General features: G+C 66.8%; 14 protein-coding genes. 7 read left to right on the top strand and 7 right to left on the bottom strand.

The features are described from left to right. Nucleotides 1-133: 133 nt before the first annotated feature. From ACIBVN_RS30740 to eccCa, 3 genes are all read right to left on the bottom strand, one after another. Nucleotides 134-2,383 carry a serine/threonine protein kinase gene (locus ACIBVN_RS30740; protein WP_397142283.1) on the bottom strand — a complete coding sequence of 750 codons (2,250 nt, stop codon included), beginning with the start codon at nt 2,381-2,383 and terminating at the stop codon, nt 134-136. A gap of 147 nt (nt 2,384-2,530) precedes the next feature. Next, the gene (locus ACIBVN_RS30735) at nt 2,531-3,691 is read right to left on the bottom strand and encodes a S8 family serine peptidase (RefSeq protein WP_397142281.1); all 1,161 of its coding nucleotides are present in this window, start codon (nt 3,689-3,691) and stop codon (nt 2,531-2,533) included. Nucleotides 3,692-3,819: 128 nt separating this feature from the next. Beyond that, entirely contained in the window at nt 3,820-7,824 is a 4,005-nt protein-coding gene (gene eccCa / locus ACIBVN_RS30730) for a type VII secretion protein EccCa (protein WP_397142279.1), read from the bottom strand. A 144-nt stretch (nt 7,825-7,968) separates the two neighbouring features. Here eccCa and eccD point away from each other — a divergent pair, with 144 nt between their 5' ends. Both eccD and ACIBVN_RS30720 read left to right on the top strand, forming a co-directional pair. Beyond that, complete coding sequence (eccD, locus tag ACIBVN_RS30725) at nt 7,969-9,444, top strand: type VII secretion integral membrane protein EccD (protein ID WP_397142277.1); 1,476 nt, start codon at nt 7,969-7,971, stop codon at nt 9,442-9,444. 177 nt (nt 9,445-9,621) lie between these two features. Further along, on the top strand, nt 9,622-9,951 hold the full coding sequence (locus ACIBVN_RS30720; RefSeq protein WP_397142275.1) for a hypothetical protein: 330 nt from the start codon (nt 9,622-9,624) through the stop codon (nt 9,949-9,951). A gap of 328 nt (nt 9,952-10,279) precedes the next feature. On the opposite strand, the gene ACIBVN_RS30715 is transcribed toward ACIBVN_RS30720, so the two are convergent. Beyond that, nucleotides 10,280-11,119 carry a hypothetical protein gene (locus ACIBVN_RS30715; RefSeq protein WP_397142274.1) on the bottom strand — a complete coding sequence of 280 codons (840 nt, stop codon included), beginning with the start codon at nt 11,117-11,119 and terminating at the stop codon, nt 10,280-10,282. Further along, nucleotides 11,116-11,430, bottom strand: a complete 315-nt coding sequence (locus ACIBVN_RS30710; protein ID WP_397142272.1) for a hypothetical protein — start codon at nt 11,428-11,430, stop codon at nt 11,116-11,118. Before ACIBVN_RS30710 ends, ACIBVN_RS30715 begins: the two co-directional genes overlap by 4 nt. A 123-nt stretch (nt 11,431-11,553) precedes the next feature. Between ACIBVN_RS30710 and ACIBVN_RS30705 the strand changes: the two genes are divergently transcribed. Together ACIBVN_RS30705 and ACIBVN_RS30700 are read left to right on the top strand one after the other, a co-directional pair. Then, on the top strand, nt 11,554-11,982 hold the full coding sequence (locus ACIBVN_RS30705) for a YbaB/EbfC family nucleoid-associated protein (protein ID WP_397142270.1): 429 nt from the start codon (nt 11,554-11,556) through the stop codon (nt 11,980-11,982). Between the two features lie 351 nt (nt 11,983-12,333). Then, a complete protein-coding gene (locus ACIBVN_RS30700) occupies nt 12,334-12,780 on the top strand; it encodes a YbaB/EbfC family nucleoid-associated protein (RefSeq protein WP_397142268.1) in 447 nt (148 codons plus the stop codon). A 132-nt stretch (nt 12,781-12,912) separates the two neighbouring features. Here ACIBVN_RS30700 and ACIBVN_RS30695 read toward each other — a convergent pair whose 3' ends face one another. Continuing rightward, nucleotides 12,913-13,764: a hypothetical protein gene (locus ACIBVN_RS30695; protein WP_397142266.1), complete on the bottom strand. Its 852-nt coding sequence runs from the start codon at nt 13,762-13,764 to the stop codon at nt 12,913-12,915. A gap of 2 nt (nt 13,765-13,766) precedes the next feature. Next, nucleotides 13,767-15,617, bottom strand: coding sequence for a hypothetical protein (locus ACIBVN_RS30690; RefSeq protein ID WP_397142264.1), 1,851 nt, complete (start codon nt 15,615-15,617; stop codon nt 13,767-13,769). A 372-nt stretch (nt 15,618-15,989) separates the two neighbouring features. Here ACIBVN_RS30690 and ACIBVN_RS30685 point away from each other — a divergent pair, with 372 nt between their 5' ends. The 3 genes from ACIBVN_RS30685 to ACIBVN_RS30675 all read left to right on the top strand — a co-directional run bounded on the left by ACIBVN_RS30685 (nt 15,990) and on the right by ACIBVN_RS30675 (nt 17,407). Further along, nucleotides 15,990-16,457 carry a WXG100 family type VII secretion target gene (locus tag ACIBVN_RS30685; protein WP_397142262.1) on the top strand — a complete coding sequence of 156 codons (468 nt, stop codon included), beginning with the start codon at nt 15,990-15,992 and terminating at the stop codon, nt 16,455-16,457. An 84-nt stretch (nt 16,458-16,541) separates the two neighbouring features. Beyond that, nucleotides 16,542-16,865 (top strand): WXG100 family type VII secretion target, encoded by a 324-nt coding sequence (locus ACIBVN_RS30680; protein ID WP_397142260.1) that lies wholly within the window; start codon nt 16,542-16,544, stop codon nt 16,863-16,865. A 77-nt stretch (nt 16,866-16,942) separates the two neighbouring features. Then, a complete protein-coding gene (locus ACIBVN_RS30675) occupies nt 16,943-17,407 on the top strand; it encodes a hypothetical protein (RefSeq protein WP_397142258.1) in 465 nt (154 codons plus the stop codon). The last annotated feature ends 9 nt before the right edge of the window (nt 17,408-17,416 follow it).

Genomic DNA, 17,416 nt, shown 5'->3' with positions numbered 1-17,416 from the left:
CACATCACACTTTACGGGCTCACAAGCCACGCCGTACAGCTCTATCAACGCAAACGCGAACGAAACGCCCAGCTGCCCGGATCGAGGCCGCGCGCCCCTCGTAAGATCACCGCAAGCTGCGGCTATGCGCTCGTCACCCGCAGTTCGCCCAGCTCACACTGGTGCTGCCGTGCGAGGTGGAACCCGAGTACTTCACGCACCTGCCCGCCGCCTTCAGCTTGACCGGACCCGCGTAGTACTCGTAGTTACCACTGTCGCTCGCGCTGCCCGGGCTACCGTCCTGGACGTAGAGCGTTGCGCTGACCGGCGTACCCTTGCCCACGTCCTTCGTCTTCATGGTCACCACGCAGTTCTGCTGCGTGGTGTTGTTCCAGAGTTGGTAGGTGACACCACCGGCGAACGCGCTCGACCGCTGTACGGAGAATCCCGCGCCGCAAACCTGGGTCGGCGAGTAAGGGTTCTTCTGCTCCTGGGTCGGAGCGGGCTTGGGCGTCGTCGGTCTCGGACTCGGCTCCTCACTCGGCTGCTCGTCCCGCTGATCCTGCGTCTGCGTGGGCGTGGGCGTGGGCGTGGGGGTGGGCGTGGGCTGTTCCTCCGTACGCGACGGGCTCGCCGTCACAGTGACCGTCCTGGTCGGCTGCGGGTCGGGCGAGGGCTCGGTGGACGGAGGCGGCGTTGGCCGCGTCGTCACCACCGGCGGACTCTGGACCGGCGGAGTCTGGACTGGAGGCGGCGTGGGACGCCCGGTCAATTCGGGATTCGTCGGCACCGCCGTCTGCCACTCGTTGGGCAGGTTCATCGGGAGCGGCGAGTCAGCGGGCGCGGCCGTGGTGGCCCATGGCGCGGTCACCTGCGGCTCGGGCTGACGCTGGGAGGGCACGCCCCCGGTGGGCGACGGTACGGGTACCGGCTGGCCGACCGCCGGGGCCGACGAGGGGGTGTCCGCGGCGCCTTTCTTGCCCAACTCGTCGGCTGCCGCCGCCTCCTGGAAGCCCTGGCTGTTGACGTACGCTCCCGCACCCCAGAGCCCAACCGCGCAAAGCAGCACTGTCGCGACTACCGCGGCCACCAGGAGCACGGGGAATTTCTTGCGCGGCTGCGGGCTCCCCATCGGCTGGAGCAGCGTGGTTCTTGGTGGCGCGCCGCCACTGCCGTGCGATGGCTGTGCACCCAGAGTTTCCTGGCCGGCCGGCTGGTCCGGCAGCGCGGGTGCCTGCCACATCTGCGCTGTCTGTGGCGGTTCGCCTGCTTCCGTGGGCAACGGCAACGGCATCGTCACGCCTTCGAGCGCCGGGCCGCTCCACGACCCCGCCTGGCCGGCGGGCACACCGTGGGCACCCGGGCCGCCGGGCGTACCCGGACCACCGGGCGCGCCGAAAGGTCCGCCGTAACCCGGCCCCCCGGCAGGTCCACCTGGCATCGGCCCCGCCGGGGGTACCGGCCCCGGCCCTCCGGCAGGTCCACCGGGCATCGGCGCCGCCGGGGGTACCGGCCCCGAGCCCGCCATTCCGCCCGGAGGCACGGGCGGTCCGGAAAGCAGCTGCTCCACGGGGATGCGCTGAACGTCCGGACCACCGGGTACACCGGAACCGGCCGCCATGCCGACGGCCGCTGATCCAGCGCCGCCAGGGACACCTATAGCCGCCGCTACCCCCGCCGCACCCGGAGTCGGGACGGCGGGGGCGCCGGCGACCAGAGTGTCAGCGGACTTGTCGCCGAGCAGCATCAACATCGCGCTGTGCGCCGTGGGACGCTGTGTGACGTCCTTGGCCAGGCAGGACACCACCACGCGGCGGAGCGGCTGGGAGATGTCGCCGAGGTCGGGCTTTTCTGTCAGGACGGCGTCGCTGTCGGCGAACGGAGCTTTGCCCGTGGCCGCGAAGACCATGGCGGCCGCCCAGGAGAAGAGGTCGGTCGACGGACCTGACGGTTCGCCGCGGATCAGCTCTGGGGCTTGGTAAGGGGTGCGCTCGATGGGTTCGCCCACGCCCAGGTCTAGAAGGCGCGGACCATCGGGCTTGAGAACGATGTTGTGCGGGGTGATTGCGCGGTGCACGATCCCAGCGAGCCGTACGACCGTCAGGGCTGTGAGCGTACCGACCGCGACCCGTTCGATGGCGTCACCGGTGAGCGGGCCGTCCGCTTCGACAACTTCGTGGAGGGTTGGCCCTTCCACATACTCGCGCACAAGGTAGGGACGGTTGTCGAGCCAGCCGGCGCCGATGGTGCGAGCGGCGTACGAACTCGCCACGCGTTTGCCGGCGGTGAGCCGGTCGAGCACGGCGTCGTTCTTCTGTTGGACGGCGGGCAGCAGCTTGATGACGACTCGTTCATCGCCACGCTTACCCAGGTAGACAGGGCCGCGTAAGCCCTCGCCGACCAACCCTGCAATCTCAAACTCTCCGACCCTCTTCGGGTCGTTTGGCCGCAAGGGGGCCGTCTCCCCCATGGTCTTCCTTCCGGGGCAGGGCTCTGCTAGCTACCACAAGTCAGACAACAGCCATATTCAACCATAACTTTCACATCAGCCTCAGGAGTTCCGGCCTGCCCTCCAGCCACGTTTACGGCCGAGCGGCACGACCACCCCGCCGACCGCGACAAGTCCGGCACCGGCGAGGGCGGCTGCGGCGACCGCAGAGGAAACCGAGATCGCCTTCTTGTCGGGTTGTGGCACCCTGCTGATCGCATTGGGGTCCAGCGGCAGTTCGGGCTGGGCGACCACGGGCGCGTTCTCCGCAGGCAGGATCGCATTCACCGCGAGCTTGGGATTGACCATTCCCGCACCGGTGCCCTTGCCGGACCGCCCGTCCGCCGTGGTCTCGATTCGCCACCGCACCTGCTCCTGCGTCAGCTTGGGATAGCGGGCGCGGATCAGCGCGGCCACACCGGCGACGTACGGCGCGGCGAAGCTCGTGCCTTGCTGGCCGTTGACGTACGCCTTGCCCGTCCAGGTGCTGGTGATGTCGGTGCCGGGCGCCAGCACGCCGACGGGGGTGGCGTTGTTGGAGGTGTCGGCACGCTTGCCGTCCGGGCCTGCGGCGCCCACGGCGAGGACTCCCGGGTACGACGCCGGGTAGATCGGCTGGGCGTTGCGCTCTTTGCTGGGATCGATGTTGCCGGCGGCCGCCACGACGACCACGTCCTTGGCGAGCGCGTAGTCGATCGCGTTCTTCAGGTAAGAGTGGTTGCCCGTCTGCATGGAAATGTTGATCACGTCAACGCCCAGGTCGGCGGCCTGGACGATGCATTCGGCCAAGACATTGGGGTCACCGGTCGGCTCGTTCGTCTGCTTGAACACCACGAGCCGCACCCCGGGTGCCACCCCGGCGAAGGGCACTCGCGGGTCAGGCCGTGCCGCGATGATTCCAGCCACCGCGGTGCCGTGCCCCACGCAGTCGCGCGTACCCGTATTGGTCTTGTCGTAGAAGCGATACGGCCTGAGCTGCGGATGCGTCGGGTCGATGCCACTGTCGATCACGGCGACCGTCACACGCTCGCCCCGAGTGATCGGCCACACGCTCTTGTAGTCGAGTCTGAGCTGTGCCCACGGCTCGCTGACCGTGTAGACCCCGCGCTCCGGGCTGCACTTCACCGGTTCTGCCAGCGCCGTGGCCGGGGCCAGCGGCACCGCGAACAGCGCCACCACGCCCGCCAGCAGCAACCGCCCGACCATCTTCCCCCCAATCAGCATCGGAGGGGACCGATGCTACTGCTTTCGGGCAACAGCGATAACGCAAACGAACTGGTGGAAAACGGCCCAGGACGGTGGCGGCGCCCATCCCCGTGGGCTTACTACCTGGGGCCGACCGCTGCGCAGGCCTATCCGCCGGTCTCCTGGCCGCCCTGATCACCCAGGTATGCCGACTGGATCAGGCGCTGGCCGGACCTGCGGTCGACGAAGATGCCTCGCCCCGGCGGCAGCTGCTGGGGACGCACGTTGCCGAAGACATAGCCCTCGTCCTTGTTACCCGACATGAGCAGCGCTGGGCTGGCCATGTCCTTCAGCCTGGTGATCGCCTGATCGAACATCGCACGGCCGATGCCGCCCATCTGGCGGGCGAGGATCAGGTGCAGGCCTATGTCGCGGGCCTGGGGCAACAGTTCGACCAGGCCCGCCAGCGGGTTGCTCGATGTGGCCACCAGATCGTAGTCGTCCACGACGATGTACAGGTCGGAGCCCTTCCACCAGCTCCGCTCACGGAGCTGGTCGGGCGTCACGTCGGCGGGCGGCAGCCGCTTGAGCAACGCGCTGCGCGCGTCGTTGATGAGCTCGGTGGCCGCCGCCGCCGACGCCGCATACCCGATCCGGTGTTCGGTGACCGCCGAGTCCAGCAGCGACCGGCGGTAGTCGATCACGATCATCATCGCCTCGCGCGGCGTGTTGCGCGCCACGATGCCTTCCGCGATGAGCCGCAGCAGGTTCGACTTGCCGCTTTCCGTGTCACCCGCCACGAAGAAGTGCGGGTCGGCCTCGAAGTCGAGCAACATGGGCGAAAGGGTGACCTCGTCGATGCCGATGGGCACGAGTTTGCCGGTACGCTCCGGCCCGGGAAGTTCCGCCGCGGGCAGCACCGCAGGCAGCAGCCGTACCCGTGGCGCTGGAGCATGTTGCCAGGCGTCCTTGACCGCGCCCACCATCGCGCGGATGCCCGCGGCCAGGTCGTCGGTCTCAGAGATTCCGTCGATCCTCGGCAGCGCGGACAGGAAGTGGAACCCGTCCTTGGTCAGGCCACGCCCGGGCACCCCTTCTGGCACGGCGAGCGACTTCTTCCTGTTGACCTCGGACTCGTAGGCGTCGCCAAGCTTGAGCTCGACCCTGGTGCCGAGGAGGTCACGGATAGCCGGCCTGAACTCCGACCACTTGTTGCTCGCCCCCACGACATGGATGCCGTAACCGAGGCCACGCGCGGCCAGATCGGTGATCACCGGCTCCAGCGCCTCGTAATCCTGGCGCAGGGTCAGCCAGCCATCCACCACGAGGAACACGTCACCGAAGCCGTCACCGGTGATCTCGCCGGCGGCGACCATTCTGCGGTAGGTGCCGATGCCGTCGATGCCCTTCTCCGCGAACATGCGCTCGCGCTGGGTCATCAGCGTGCTGATCTCGGCGACGGTCCTGCGTACCCGGTCGCCGTTCAGGCGGCTGGCGACGCCGCCGACGTGGGGCAGCCCTTCCAGCGCAGCTAGCGCGCCACCACCGAAGTCGAGGCAGTAGAACTGCACCTCTCGCGGGGTGTGCGTGAGCGCCATGCTGCTGATCAGCGTACGAAGGATCGTGCTCTTGCCGCTCTGGGTGCCACCAGCCAGACCGACGTGTCCCGCGGCGCCGGACAGGTCCAGCCAATATGGGTCGCGTCGTTGTTCGAAGGGGCGGTCAATGATGCCGATCACGGCATGCAGTCGGCCACGCCCGCCCCAGCCCGTGGTGGTCAGGCCGAACTCCGGCGTGACGGACAGCTGTGGCAGGAGCTGGTTGAGCGTGGGCGCATCGTCGAGCGGCGGCAGCCAGATCGGGTGCGCAGGCGGTCCATGACCTTGCAGCCGGCCGACCACGATGTCGAGCAGGCTCTTCTGCGTGCTGTTCTCGGAGTTGGCCACATCCCCCGCAGCGAGCTCCTTCTTCGGCTCCTCGATCACAGGGACCGGAGCGAAGGCTGGGCCGTACTCCACCACCTGGCGAACCGGCCGATCGTCGTCGTCGGACATCACGTGCTGCGGGTCTGCCTGGTAGGGACCGGAGACGTAGGCGGCCTTGAATCGGGTCATGCCGGTGGTGTCGAACTTGAGGTACCCGTTGCCCGGCGCCGACGGCAGCTCGTAGGCGTCGGCCACGCCGAGCACGACCCGGCTCTCCATTGCGGAGAACGTACGCAGGCCGATGCGGTAGGACAAGTGGGTGTCCAGGCCGCGCAGCCTGCCCTCCTCCAGCCGCTGAGAGGCGAGCAGCAGGTGCACGCCCAGGGAACGGCCAAGTCGGCCGATCATGACGAACAACTCGATGAATTCGGGCTTGGCGGTGAGCAGCTCGCTGAACTCGTCAAGCACCACGAAGAGCGTGGGCATCGGTGTCAGGTCGGCACCCTGCTCGCGGGCCTTTTCGTAGTCGCGCAACGAGGCGTAGTTGCCCGCCGCGCGCAGGAGTTCCTGCCGCCTGACCATCTCGCCGTGCAGCGCGTCGTGCATACGGTCAACCAGCGGCAGCTCGTCCTCCAGGTTCGTGATGACCGCGGAGACGTGCGAGAGACCCTCCAGGCCAAGGAAGGTCGCACCACCTTTGAAGTCGACCAGGACGAAGTTCAGGATCTCCGACGAGTGGGTGATCGCAAGGCCGAGCACCAGCGTGCGCAGCAGCTCGGACTTTCCTGAGCCGGTTGCACCGATGACGAGACCGTGCGGTCCCATACCGCCCTGCGCGGACTCCTTGATGTCCAGTTCGACCATCCGGCCGTCGCTGCCCAGTCCGATCGGCACGCGCAAGCGGTTGCGTCCGGCACGCGGCTTCCAGGTTGTGGCCGGGACCAACCTGTTCGGGTTTCCAACGCCGAGCAGCTCGGTCAGCGTGGTGTTCACCGACAGCGCGTCCTGCACGTCGCCGCCGGTCGCGGCCGACGCGCGCAGCGGGGCGAGCTGCCTGGCCAGCCCCTCAGCCCGAGCGAAGTCCAGCTTGTCCGGCGCGCCGAGCCTGGTCACCGACTCCTTCCGGGCGTGATCCAGTTTGATCATGTAAAAGGCGTCAGGCTGGACGTCGAGCATGAGTGTCGCGCGTTCCTCCACCGGCCCGGTGGAGTCGGACAGGTCGATCACTGTCACACCCTGGATGGCGTCGGTGCCGAGCTGGGAGTCGATGGACACGTGACCACCGTCGACGATCAGCAGGTGGTACGGCAACGCGTCGGCGGCCGCGCCCGGTTTGAACCTGGCCCGTTCCTTCAGCTCACCACCCACCAGCCGGTCAAGCTCGGCGAGGTTCTCAGCCATCAGCCTGACCTGGCCGGCCGCGTCGGTTTCCTCTGGATGGAGCGCGTGCGGAAGCCACTTGAGCCACTCCCAGTGCGGCATCCACTCCTTGCTCGCACAAACCATGATCCGCATGTCGTCCGGTGAGTGGAACACCGCGATCTGCGCGACCATCGCGCGAACCAGCTCACGCATGGCCACGGCGTCGCCGCGCAGGCGGATGCGCGCGAAGGAGCCGAGCGCGACGGAGACGGGCAGCTCGGAGACCGTGGCGTGGGCGCGGATGAACCGCCGCAACGCACCCGCCGACAGCGCGTCGAGCTCCTCGACGGGTTTGGAGTCTGGAGGAATGAGCTGGATCGCCAGCTTCTGCACGCCGGTGCCGAGCCGTACGGTGGCGAAGTCGTCGTCCCTTGATCTGCGTTCCCAGAGCCGCGGTCCCATGGCGATCCACCACAGCGTGTCCGGTGACGGCCCGCCCCACTCGAGCGCCTCGCGCTGCTGTCTGGCCGCACGACGGACTCGCTTACGAACCTGGGCGAGGTAGCGGAAGTAGTCGCGTCTGGCACCGTTCAGCTGGAACTTGCGCTCAGCCCCCTGGCGGCCGAACTGGCCGATCGACATGCCGAGCATGGAGACCGCGAACAACCCGCTCGACACGTACATCAGCGGGTTGGTGTTGCCGTACGAGGTGAACATGAGCGCCATCGCGGCACCACCGGCCACCATGGGCAGCCACATGAGCGCCTGCATCGCACCCTGCGGCTGGACCTCGGGGATCTCGGGCGGCGACTCCAGCAAGATCTCTCCGCGTGGCGGCTTCGGCGGAGGTCGTCGTTCTGGGCGCCGTACGACGACGATGCTCACGTATTGTGCCCTCCAGCCTCATAGCGCACATTGACCCCATTGATACTTGATAGGCCAATACTAGAAGGGGTCTTGTCCACATCGGCGGTGGCAGCTCACCAGCGATACGGTTGACCCTGACACAAACCACCAGGGAGGGCGACTGTGACGTCACTCGCTCCAGGGCAGCGAACCCCGCCCCCGGCTCTGGGCGGGCCGCATCCGGGGCCAGTCGCGCAAGGTTCGCCGCACGGTGGCCAGGCCCCGCTGCCGCCACTGTGCCGGGTCACGATCGTGGCACCACGCAAGCGCGTCGACCTCGCCCTGCCGGCGGACGTGCCGCTCCCCCATGTCCTGCCCGGCGTCCTACGTGCCGTCGGTGAGGAGGCCGGCGACCACGCCTCGGCACCCGGCTGGATACTGCAGCGGCTCGGCCAGCCGCCGTTCGACATAGGCCAGAGTCTCGGCGCGCTCGGCGTGCTGGACGGCGAGATCCTTTATCTGCGCCCTCGCCAGTTCGCGATGCCCCCAGCGACCTACGACGACGTCGCCGATGTCATCGCGCTCGGGGTCGAGGAGAACGACGGCACCTGGAAGCACAAGCACACCCGGCTGATGGGCCTCGGCGCTGCTGCCGGGCTGTTCGTGGTGGGCGCGCTCGCGCTGGTGCTCGCCGAACCACCGTGGACGATCTACGCCGTGGTCGCCGGGGTGTTCGCGCTTCTGCTGGTGAGCGGCGGCGCCATCTTGTCCCGCGCGGTGGGCGACGGGCGCGCCGGTGCGCTGATCGGATACGCCGCGCTGCCGTACGGCTTCATCGCCGGGCTGCTGACGCCGGCCGGTCCCGTCGGCCTTTTCGACCTGGGTGCGCCCCACCTGCTCGCCGCCTTCGCAGTCACCACGCTGGTGGCCACCATCGGTGGGGTGGCCATCGCAGACGGCGTCCCGGGTTTCCTCGGTACGGCCATCGCCTCGGTCGGCGGTGCGGCGTCTGCCGCGGTCATGATGCTCTTCCCCCTGCCGCCCGCCGGCGTGGTGGCGATGACGACCACTTTCATGCTCGCTCTCAGCCCGCTGGTGCCCACGCTGGCGTTCCGGCTCGGCCGCCTCCCCATGCCCACCATGCCGACCACCGCAGAGGAACTGCGCAACGACAACATCGGCGTCGACGGCGATGCCGTAAAGGAGCGCACCAAGCACGCGCTGGACTATGCCTCCGGCATGGTCGCCGGTCTCGCCCTGATGGGGCTCGTCTGCCAGGCGTACCTGATCTCCGCGGGCACTTGGATGGCGGCAGCGATGTCGGTCACGCTCTCCATCGCCCTGATCCTGCGGGCCAGGGTCTTCCAAGGGGTTGCTCAGCGGCTCTGGCTGATCATCGCGGGGCTCGGCGGTGTCGCGGCGTTCGCGGTCTCCCTGGCTCTCGGCCAGGGGCCGATCGCCACGGTCAGCGTCAAAATCGCGCTGCTGTGGGTCGCCGCGATCGCGATCGGCCTGGCGCTACGCGCCCCCGACGCCAAGTTCTCCCCGTTCTGGGGCCGGGCGGGCGACATCTTCGAAATCGTGATCACGGTTGCGCTGTTCCCTCTGGCCCTCGGCATGCTGGATGTCTACACCTGGGTACGCGGCCTGGCCGGCTGACCCGGTTCGGAGTAGGACGGCCTGCGCGCCCCCGGATCTGTCGCCCCTGACTTGGAGGCGCTCATGCGCACTCACTGGACGCGGCGTTCATTACACCCGCGTGACACGCGTCGGGGTCGAAGGCAATGGGTCTACGGAGCCGGTCTCGCCCGCCTGCTGCAGGCAGAGCACATCGACGTGATCGAGATCGAGATCGACCAGCCTGACCGCAAGTCCCGCCGCTTCCAGGGCAAGTCCGACCCGATCGACGCCATCGCCGCCGCCAAGACGGCGCCGGCCGGGGACCGGACCGATCGACGCCATCGCCGCCAAGACGGCGCCGGCCGGGATCGGACCGTCATGCCCAAACGGCGTGACGGCGGCATCGAGGCGCTGCGCAATCTGCGAGTGGCGCGCCGCTCGGCAATCGACCAGCGCGCCGATGTCCAGCGCCAGATCAAACCCTCGTCGTCACCTCGCCTGATGAACTGCGCGAGCGCCTGCGCGGCCTGCCGGTCAAGAAACTGATCGCCACCTACGCGGAGCCGCGGCCCCGACCCCGACGACGCCGCCAGGCCCGCCACCGCTGCCCAGATGGCCCTGCGGTCACCGGCCCGCCGCCACCAGCGCTTGGCCGCCGAGATCGCCGACCTTGCCAGTTGCTGGTCACCGCCACCCTTCAAGTCTCACTGTGGTGGTGTGCCGCCTGCGCTGGGACCACCGCACCCGCGCCTGCATGCAACCGATCATGAACCCGCAGCTTGACATCCATAGGAGCATCGCCTGGAACGCGAGCGCGCCCAGGTCGGCGAAGCCTCCGAGATCTGTCAGGAGTCCCCCCTTGCCCCGGAAGTCCCTATAGGGTCGTCGTCTGCACATCCGGCGCAACGAAGTCGAAACGCTCCGCACCAGCGGGCAGCTTTCCCGGGGCGGGCGGTTCCTTGAAGGTCGGGAAGTCCTTGACATCCAGTTTCGCCTGGGAGAAGTCGATCTTCGCGTCTCCGGTCGGAAAGATGAAGCCGAACTGAAGGGCCTTCTTGAGGAGGGCTGCCATGACGTCGCGGCCTGTGGTGAGTAGATAGAGCACCGACCCAGCGAGAACGACAGAGGCACTGGTCGCAGCGAGGCCCAAAATTCGCTCCAAGAGCATGGCCGTGATTGATACTTGCGGCGACGGGAGCAGTTTCAAGGCAGCGAGCCGGACGAAGCTCGCGAGCGTTGCCACGGCCGCAGTCCATTGCGATACCCAGTAGGCGCGAAATGCGGCGGCGATCTCGTCGAGCACGTTGCCCAAGTTCACCAGGTCTCCGCGTAGCACGGCGGTCTCCTGGCTGAAGATCCCCGCTACGCGCAGGCACTCACGTTTGTCCGCTGCCTTCCACTCCTCGGTGACAGTGCGGAGGTTACCCAAGTGAAACTTCGCACCGTCGTCAAGCCTTTGACCCATGCTGGTCCACATGACACCGACGCGCGCTATCTCCCCTTCGTCTGCGCCCGTGACATCCGCGATCAGACTGAGCGCGACCAGCCACTGGGAGAGCTTGCCCAGGCTGCGCAGTAGACCCATCACCTGGGGGCCGTGACTTCCCATGGGAACTGCGCCTATGTGCCCGGCGCCGCCGCCGAAGTTGATCGGCGTCGCCCCCGGGTAGGGCAGCGGCTTGGAGTTGACTGCCCGCAGATACCGGTCGCTCATCCTCGATAGCGGACCATGTTGGCGTTTTCAGCGGCTACCCAGTTGCGCTGGCAGTTGGTCAGGCCCTGGATCCAGCTTTCCAATGCATCCATCGCCTGGCCCAGGTGACCAGAGGCCTCACTCTGCACGCGACGGTAATCCCCGGCACAGATCTTGTTGCCCATCTTGCCGAAGCCGCTCCCACCGATGTCGGTGTCAGGGACCATGTTCAGAATGCGCTGAACCAGTTCATTCTTCAGCTCCCTTTCCACCAAGTCGCGGGTGTTCGCTATGCACTGTGATACGACATGGATTTCACGATAGGTTGCCACAGGGTTGGATTCTCGCAGAGTTTGGACCCATTTGAGCCGGTATGGGGCGCTCTTAATGATCACTTCAGTTCCTGGTCATCCCCCGCACCCCGTTCATTAACCCGCGAGCGGTGGCGTGCTGCCATGGACTTCAAGGACTTCGGCCCCGACGATCTCGACCGCGTCATATTGGAGGCAGAGCGCTCGATCCGGACGCTGACGGATGCGATCGACGAGCTTGGCGCGATCACTGGGGAGGGAGAGAGCCGCAGGGGCACGGTCAAAGCTCGGGTGGACGCCAACGGGCGGCTCGACGACCTGAAGCTCGCCGCGAGGGCTTCCCGCATGGAGCTCGACGAGCTGACCGAGGAGATCGTGGAGGCCGTACGCGCCGCCCAGGACGACCAGCAGCGCAAGGCCACAGCCCTCATCCCTCAATCCCTGTCGATGGGGATTTCCATGGAGGAGATCCAGAGCCAGTTCCAGGATCTCCAGGACTCCTTCTCGCGGGACATGCACGAGCGCCTGACCAACCTGGATGCCATCCGCCGGCGGGCCCAGTCAGACGACTAGCCTCGAAGGCTCGCGCCGCGGCCGTGCGTCGGCATGCTCCTTGGTGCGCCGAGGTGCGGTGGTGCGCCGCGATCGTGCCCCATGCCGAAGCGGACCGCCACAGCAGGCGCTGGATGCGCCGGACCGCCTGTGCATCCAGCGTCACGGCCTCAGGTTGAACGACCTCCAGCGGAAGTCGGCCGTGCTGCTCGGTGTCCGCGCTCCGCGCGCGAGGCTCGCCAACAGTCAGCGCCGCCTCTCCTTGCTCATTGGGTGCAGATTGCCGCAAGTGACGCAGAAGCACTAGATTGTCACAGAAACCCCACGACCGTACGGCTGGCGGCCCTCATCCTCACGAACAGGAGCGCTACTGTGACCTCGGAGTTCGGTGACTTCGCCAACATCGACATCGACAAACTCCTCGCAGGCGCCGACCAGCAGTTCGCCAAGATGGAAGAGCTCCAGAAGGTCATGGCCGACATGGTCGGCACGGCGACCGACGAGAGGGAGTTCGTCAAGGTCGACTATGCCAGCGAGGGCATCCGCGAACTCACCATCCACCCCAAGGCGATGCGGCTCAGCTCGGGCGAGTTGTCGGAAATCATCAAGCAGGTCGTCGCCGACGCGGCCGAGGACCTGCAGCGCCGGGTCAACGAGGCCACGGCGGAGGTGTTCGGCGAGGAGGACAACCCGATGAAGCTCATCAACGATCCTGACGCCGCCATGCAGCAGATCAAGAGCGCCGAGGCGGCCTACAACCGCACCTTCGACGACGTGATGGGCGAGCTCGACAGGATCCGCCGCCGCCTCGACCTCTGAACCGAAAGGTTCAACGCGTCGCAATGCCAGAGGCGGCGGCCAATGGCCGCCGCCTCTGGCATTGCGACTGTGGTGGGCAAGTGCAGCCTGTCAAGGCTGCTCGGTTTCCGGACGCGCCGTAACGCCCGGACTCTACGCTTCCTCGGAACCGTTTCCCGCCCCCGAGCTCGGCGAATCTCCAGGGCTCTTCTGGGTCCCCGAGCCCTGCCCGTAGCCCTGCGTCCCGTCGTCGACCTTCTCCAGGCCAGGCAGCACGATCTGCTTGAAATCGGGCGTATCTTGTTTGGTATCCGGTGTTCCCGCGTCCTTCAGTCCATCACCGAACGGACCGCCGAACCCGGACCACTGATCCAGCATCGGGCCAAGCATCAACAGCAGCGTAACCACAACGCCAAGGGCCTTCCCGTTTTTCTTGATGACGGCGCCCAGCAGATTGCGCGCTGTTTTGAGCACCCCGTCGGCCGCGGCGTTCGCCGCCGCGGTAAGGGCGGCCGCACCGCCTGCTGCCAAGGGATTCGCCACGGCAGCCGCCTGAAAGATGGCCCTCCAGCGCAAAACGAACGCGACACTGAGAAGCAGTGGACCAAGCATGGCAACAATACACGCGCCGAGGAAAGCGAGCTGGGCAAGCTGTTTCAGGGAATAGCCCACCCCTTCCTGCAACGCACCGGCCTTCACAAGTTCGTCGGCGAGGCTCCCGGTCGCCTTGTCCGACTCGGGCCTTCCCATCTCCTGCCAGTCGCCTTTGTCGACCTCTTTGGGGATGGCACGAGCCTGCGTTGCGGCTTTCTTGGCATCTTCTCCCAGCTGAACATGAACCTGACCAGTGTTGTCGATGTCGCTCGGGCTCGAGAACGGCACACCCATCATCGCGGCGAGAGCCGTGAACGACCTCCCCCACCACCCGGGCGCGATGCCCGCCGCAGCCCAGGTCTGGGCAATTCCCGTGGTATACAAGGTTGTGCCGAAGTCATACGGACCCATGATCAGGCTTCCTTCGCAGTACTCGCCTCGTTGGCTTGATCCACAATTCTGGCGCCATTGACGAGCTTGCCGCTAAACGATTCCAGCTTCACATCCGCAGCAGCGAAATGTTTCGCCATCTTGCCCCTCACCGAGTGATACGCGGCGTCGAATCCGAATTTCCCGAGTATCCCGAAGCCGGGGAAACCGACATCAATGCTTTCCGCTCGTTCACGTGCATTGGTCAGCATGCCGCCAGGACCGCTCAGCTTGTCGAACTTTCCGGCCGCTTCGCGCATCACGTCGGAGGTCGCATTCCGCCAGGTGCCAGAGACACCACCATCTTTGAGTATCTTGTCGCGGGTCCGCTTGCTGTCGCCGCCTCCGTCGCCATCCTTGCCGCCGTCGCCCTGCCGGCCCTTTCCATCAGACTTGTCGCTGGAGTCGCCTGAGCCGGGAGTGCCGCCGCCAGAGCCAGGGCTCCCCGAACCGCCGGAGCCCGGGCCCCCTGAGCCTCCGGCGCTGCCAGGGCCCGACCCTCCGTCGGCAGGGGGTGTCGTGGCATCGCCCGAGCCCCCGGGCTGCAGAGCGTCGTCGCGTGGGTCGTCCGGCTTGCCATCGCCGTTGGCGTCGTCGGCCTTACCGTCGCCGTCCTTGTCCGTTACCGGATCACGCCAGTCGGGGATGCCATCTTGGTCGGCGTCCGGGTCCGGTTTCCCGTCTCCGTCGCGATCGGCGTCCTGAACGTCTGGAGTGCCGTCGCCGTCCTGGTCCTCGTTCTTGCCGTCGCCGTCCTTGTCGGGGTCACGCCAGTCCGGCGTGCCGTCCTTGTCGGTGTCGACGTCCTTGGCGCCGTCACCGTCCGCGTCCGGGTCCTGGCCGTCAGGCGTGCCGTCCTTGTCCTGATCGAGGGGCTGATCGTCGCCCGCGCCCTGGTCGGGCTTGCCATCGCCGTCGGCGTCCTTGTCCTGCCCGTCGGGGATGCCGTCCCCGTCCTGATCCGCCGTCGTGCCGCCGCCTGAGCCTCCTCCCGGCGTCTCTCCTGGAGTCTCTTCGCCGGGACTCTGGTCGCCCGGTGTCTGGTCGCCCGGTGTCTGGTCACCGGGCGTGGGCTCCTGGGTGCCGGGCTGGTCGCCTGAGCCGCCGGTGTCACCAGTGTCATTCGATTGGCCCGGGTCCTGCGCGGGTGGTTCCTGGCCGGGGAGTCCGCCTTTGTCCTGCTCGCCGTCCGGGATACCGTCGCCGTTCTGGTCCTCTTGCCCGTCGGGAGTGTTGTTCTGGTTGAGGTCCTCCCGCCCGTCCGGCTGGTTGTTCGCGTTGATGTCCTCTTCGCCGTCGGGCTTGCCGTTCGCCGGGTCATCACGACCGTCCGCGACTCCGTTGCCGTCGGTGTCCTCCACGCTGGTGTTGGGATCCTCGACGTCCTTGACCCCGTCACCGTCCTGATCGTCGGGTGTTCCGTCCCCGTCGGCATCGGTCTGGTCGACCTGGACGCCACTCTGTTCGCCTGACTCCTGAGGCTTGGGGGTCTCGTTCGTCTCGGCGTACGCGGGCAGCTCCGTGCCACCGCGGGCGCGGTCGTCAATGTCGTGAAGCACCGTCGGATCGTCGTCGCGGGACCCGTCGACCGTGAGCCGCTCACCTGCGGAGCTCGGCGTCGAGTAGACGGTCGTGACGGCAGAATCGCCGAGAACATCCGCAGTCCCGTTACCGTCCACGGCATCGCCCACGACCATCTCGGCCCCAAGTCCGGATGACGCGGGAATCTCGGCACTGTCACCCGCCGGGATCGAGACCACGCTCGCGCGCGTCGCGTCGTCATGTGGCGCGTCGCCCCAGTTGAGCAGCGCTTCGATGCCTGGCCCCTGAGTCACTGCGGCCCCCGTTCAAACGCCCATGCTGATCGGGAACCTTAGCCGACCCAGCTGCCTGCCGTACAGAACGGGACGAACACCACCGAACATCACACGGACATACGACGCAGACTGCCACAGAGGCAACCAGATCACCTCAACACTCGTAGCCAGCCCCTCGCATGCAGAGACTTCACCAGCAGGACGAATGATGTTAATCCGTAATCGTGCATGCATGATATGTATGTGGCAAGATACTCCCCGTGTGACTTTTGATGTTACACGTGGAGATCCTCCGAGCTGACAACCCTGGTCAGATCGGGAGCGGACGGACGCGGTCAGACGTCGCCCTGAAGAGACTGCAGGGCACAGATTCGCCAGAGGGGACCTGAAGTGGCTGAAAGCCTGAACAGCTTCACAGCAACACCAGAGCAGATGAAAGTGGCCGCCGGCCACGTCAAGGAAGCGGCCGAGGCAATCGACAGCCTGCGCCGAAGCGTCGGGACGGCGATCGAGCAGCTCACCCAGATGGCCGGCGGCCGCCAGGGCTGGGGTGGGCAGGCCGCCAACCAGTACAGGCTGCACATGGAGAAGTGGGACCGGATCTGCCGGGACAAGATCCTTCGGGATCTCGAGAAGATCTTCGACGACCTCAACGTCACCGCAGGTGTCTACTCCAACGCCGAGGCCGACAACAACCTGAACAGCCTCGGCCTCACCGACCTGGACGGGAACGGCCAGACTGACGCGCTCAACCTCCACGACAACAACGTCCCGGGGGGCCGGGGGGACATCGACAGCCTCATCAACCAGTACGAGCCCATTGCGACCCAGTCCGAGAACGCTGCAGCCTCTCGCTGACCCATCACCGGCACCGTCAGGACCCGCTGATCTTCGGTTGCCGCTAGACCAGCACGCAGCATGAGCTAGACAACGGAGGATGCCATGAGTGGCAGGACGCAAGTCAACTTCGGGATGATGGAAGACGCCAACATCGCGCTTCTCGGCGTGGTGACGAAGCTCGACCAGATCACCGACGACCTGTACAAGCAGATCATGCTGGACTTCGGTCAGGACAGCAACGACCCTGCTGTGAACAACTGGGACGGTGCCGCGAAGACATACTTCGACCAGCGGCGCGCGGCCTGGGACCAGGCCGAGCGGGAGATGGGTGACCAGCTCCACGCGGCGGCCAAGGCAATCGGCGTGGCCAACGACAACTACAAGGCAGCCGAAGACGCGAACCGCAGGATCTGGGCACAGCCCTGACTAGAGCTGTCGGGCATTCTTGGCCATTGCTTCATGCCGCGGCCGAGAATGCCCGTCTTGTGCGTTGAAGGAGAGATGTGGCGGAGGACTATCCCCCCTACTACGCCGGGTCAGGCTACAACCCTCCGGGGCCCGATGCGGACAGGGGCTGGGACTGGATCGAGGACGTCAAAGGCGTCGGCGAGGATCGCGTCAACGACCCCGGCCGCATGAGGGACGTGGCCAGGGAACTGGACCGCGCAAGAGGGCCATTGACCGGTGACGCCTTCTCCGAGGGTTACACGACGGGCACCGTCTCGAGCATCAGGGAGACCATCGACCCGTCGGGAAGCGAAGGCAGCGACCTGGCCGGCAGGGGCGCGGCCGCCATCGTCGGCAAGTGGGACGCCGCCAAGGACTTCGGCGCCATCCTCAACAGCGCCGGAACACAATTCGGCACGGCGTACGAGTGGTTCGTCGAAACCTACGACGCAGCCATCCGGGCCATCAACAGGAACGCCGACATCCACGACATCACCGGACAGGCCAACGAAGGCAACTGAGTTCAAAGG

Source organism: Nonomuraea sp. NPDC049400 (assembly GCF_044466425.1).
Lineage (GTDB): Bacteria > Actinomycetota > Actinomycetes > Streptosporangiales > Streptosporangiaceae > Nonomuraea.
This window is presented reverse-complemented; position numbering and strand designations above follow the sequence as displayed.

Coding starts and splice junctions, on each gene's coding strand:
- ACIBVN_RS30735 (WP_397142281.1), bottom strand. CDS start 3,691: ATGCTGATTGGGGGGAAGATGGTCGGGCGGTTGCTGCTGGCGGGCGTG.
- ACIBVN_RS30715 (WP_397142274.1), bottom strand. CDS start 11,119: ATGAGCGACCGGTATCTGCGGGCAGTCAACTCCAAGCCGCTGCCCTAC.
- ACIBVN_RS30705 (WP_397142270.1), top strand. CDS start 11,554: ATGGACTTCAAGGACTTCGGCCCCGACGATCTCGACCGCGTCATATTG.
- ACIBVN_RS30695 (WP_397142266.1), bottom strand. CDS start 13,764: ATGGGTCCGTATGACTTCGGCACAACCTTGTATACCACGGGAATTGCC.
- ACIBVN_RS30680 (WP_397142260.1), top strand. CDS start 16,542: ATGAGTGGCAGGACGCAAGTCAACTTCGGGATGATGGAAGACGCCAAC.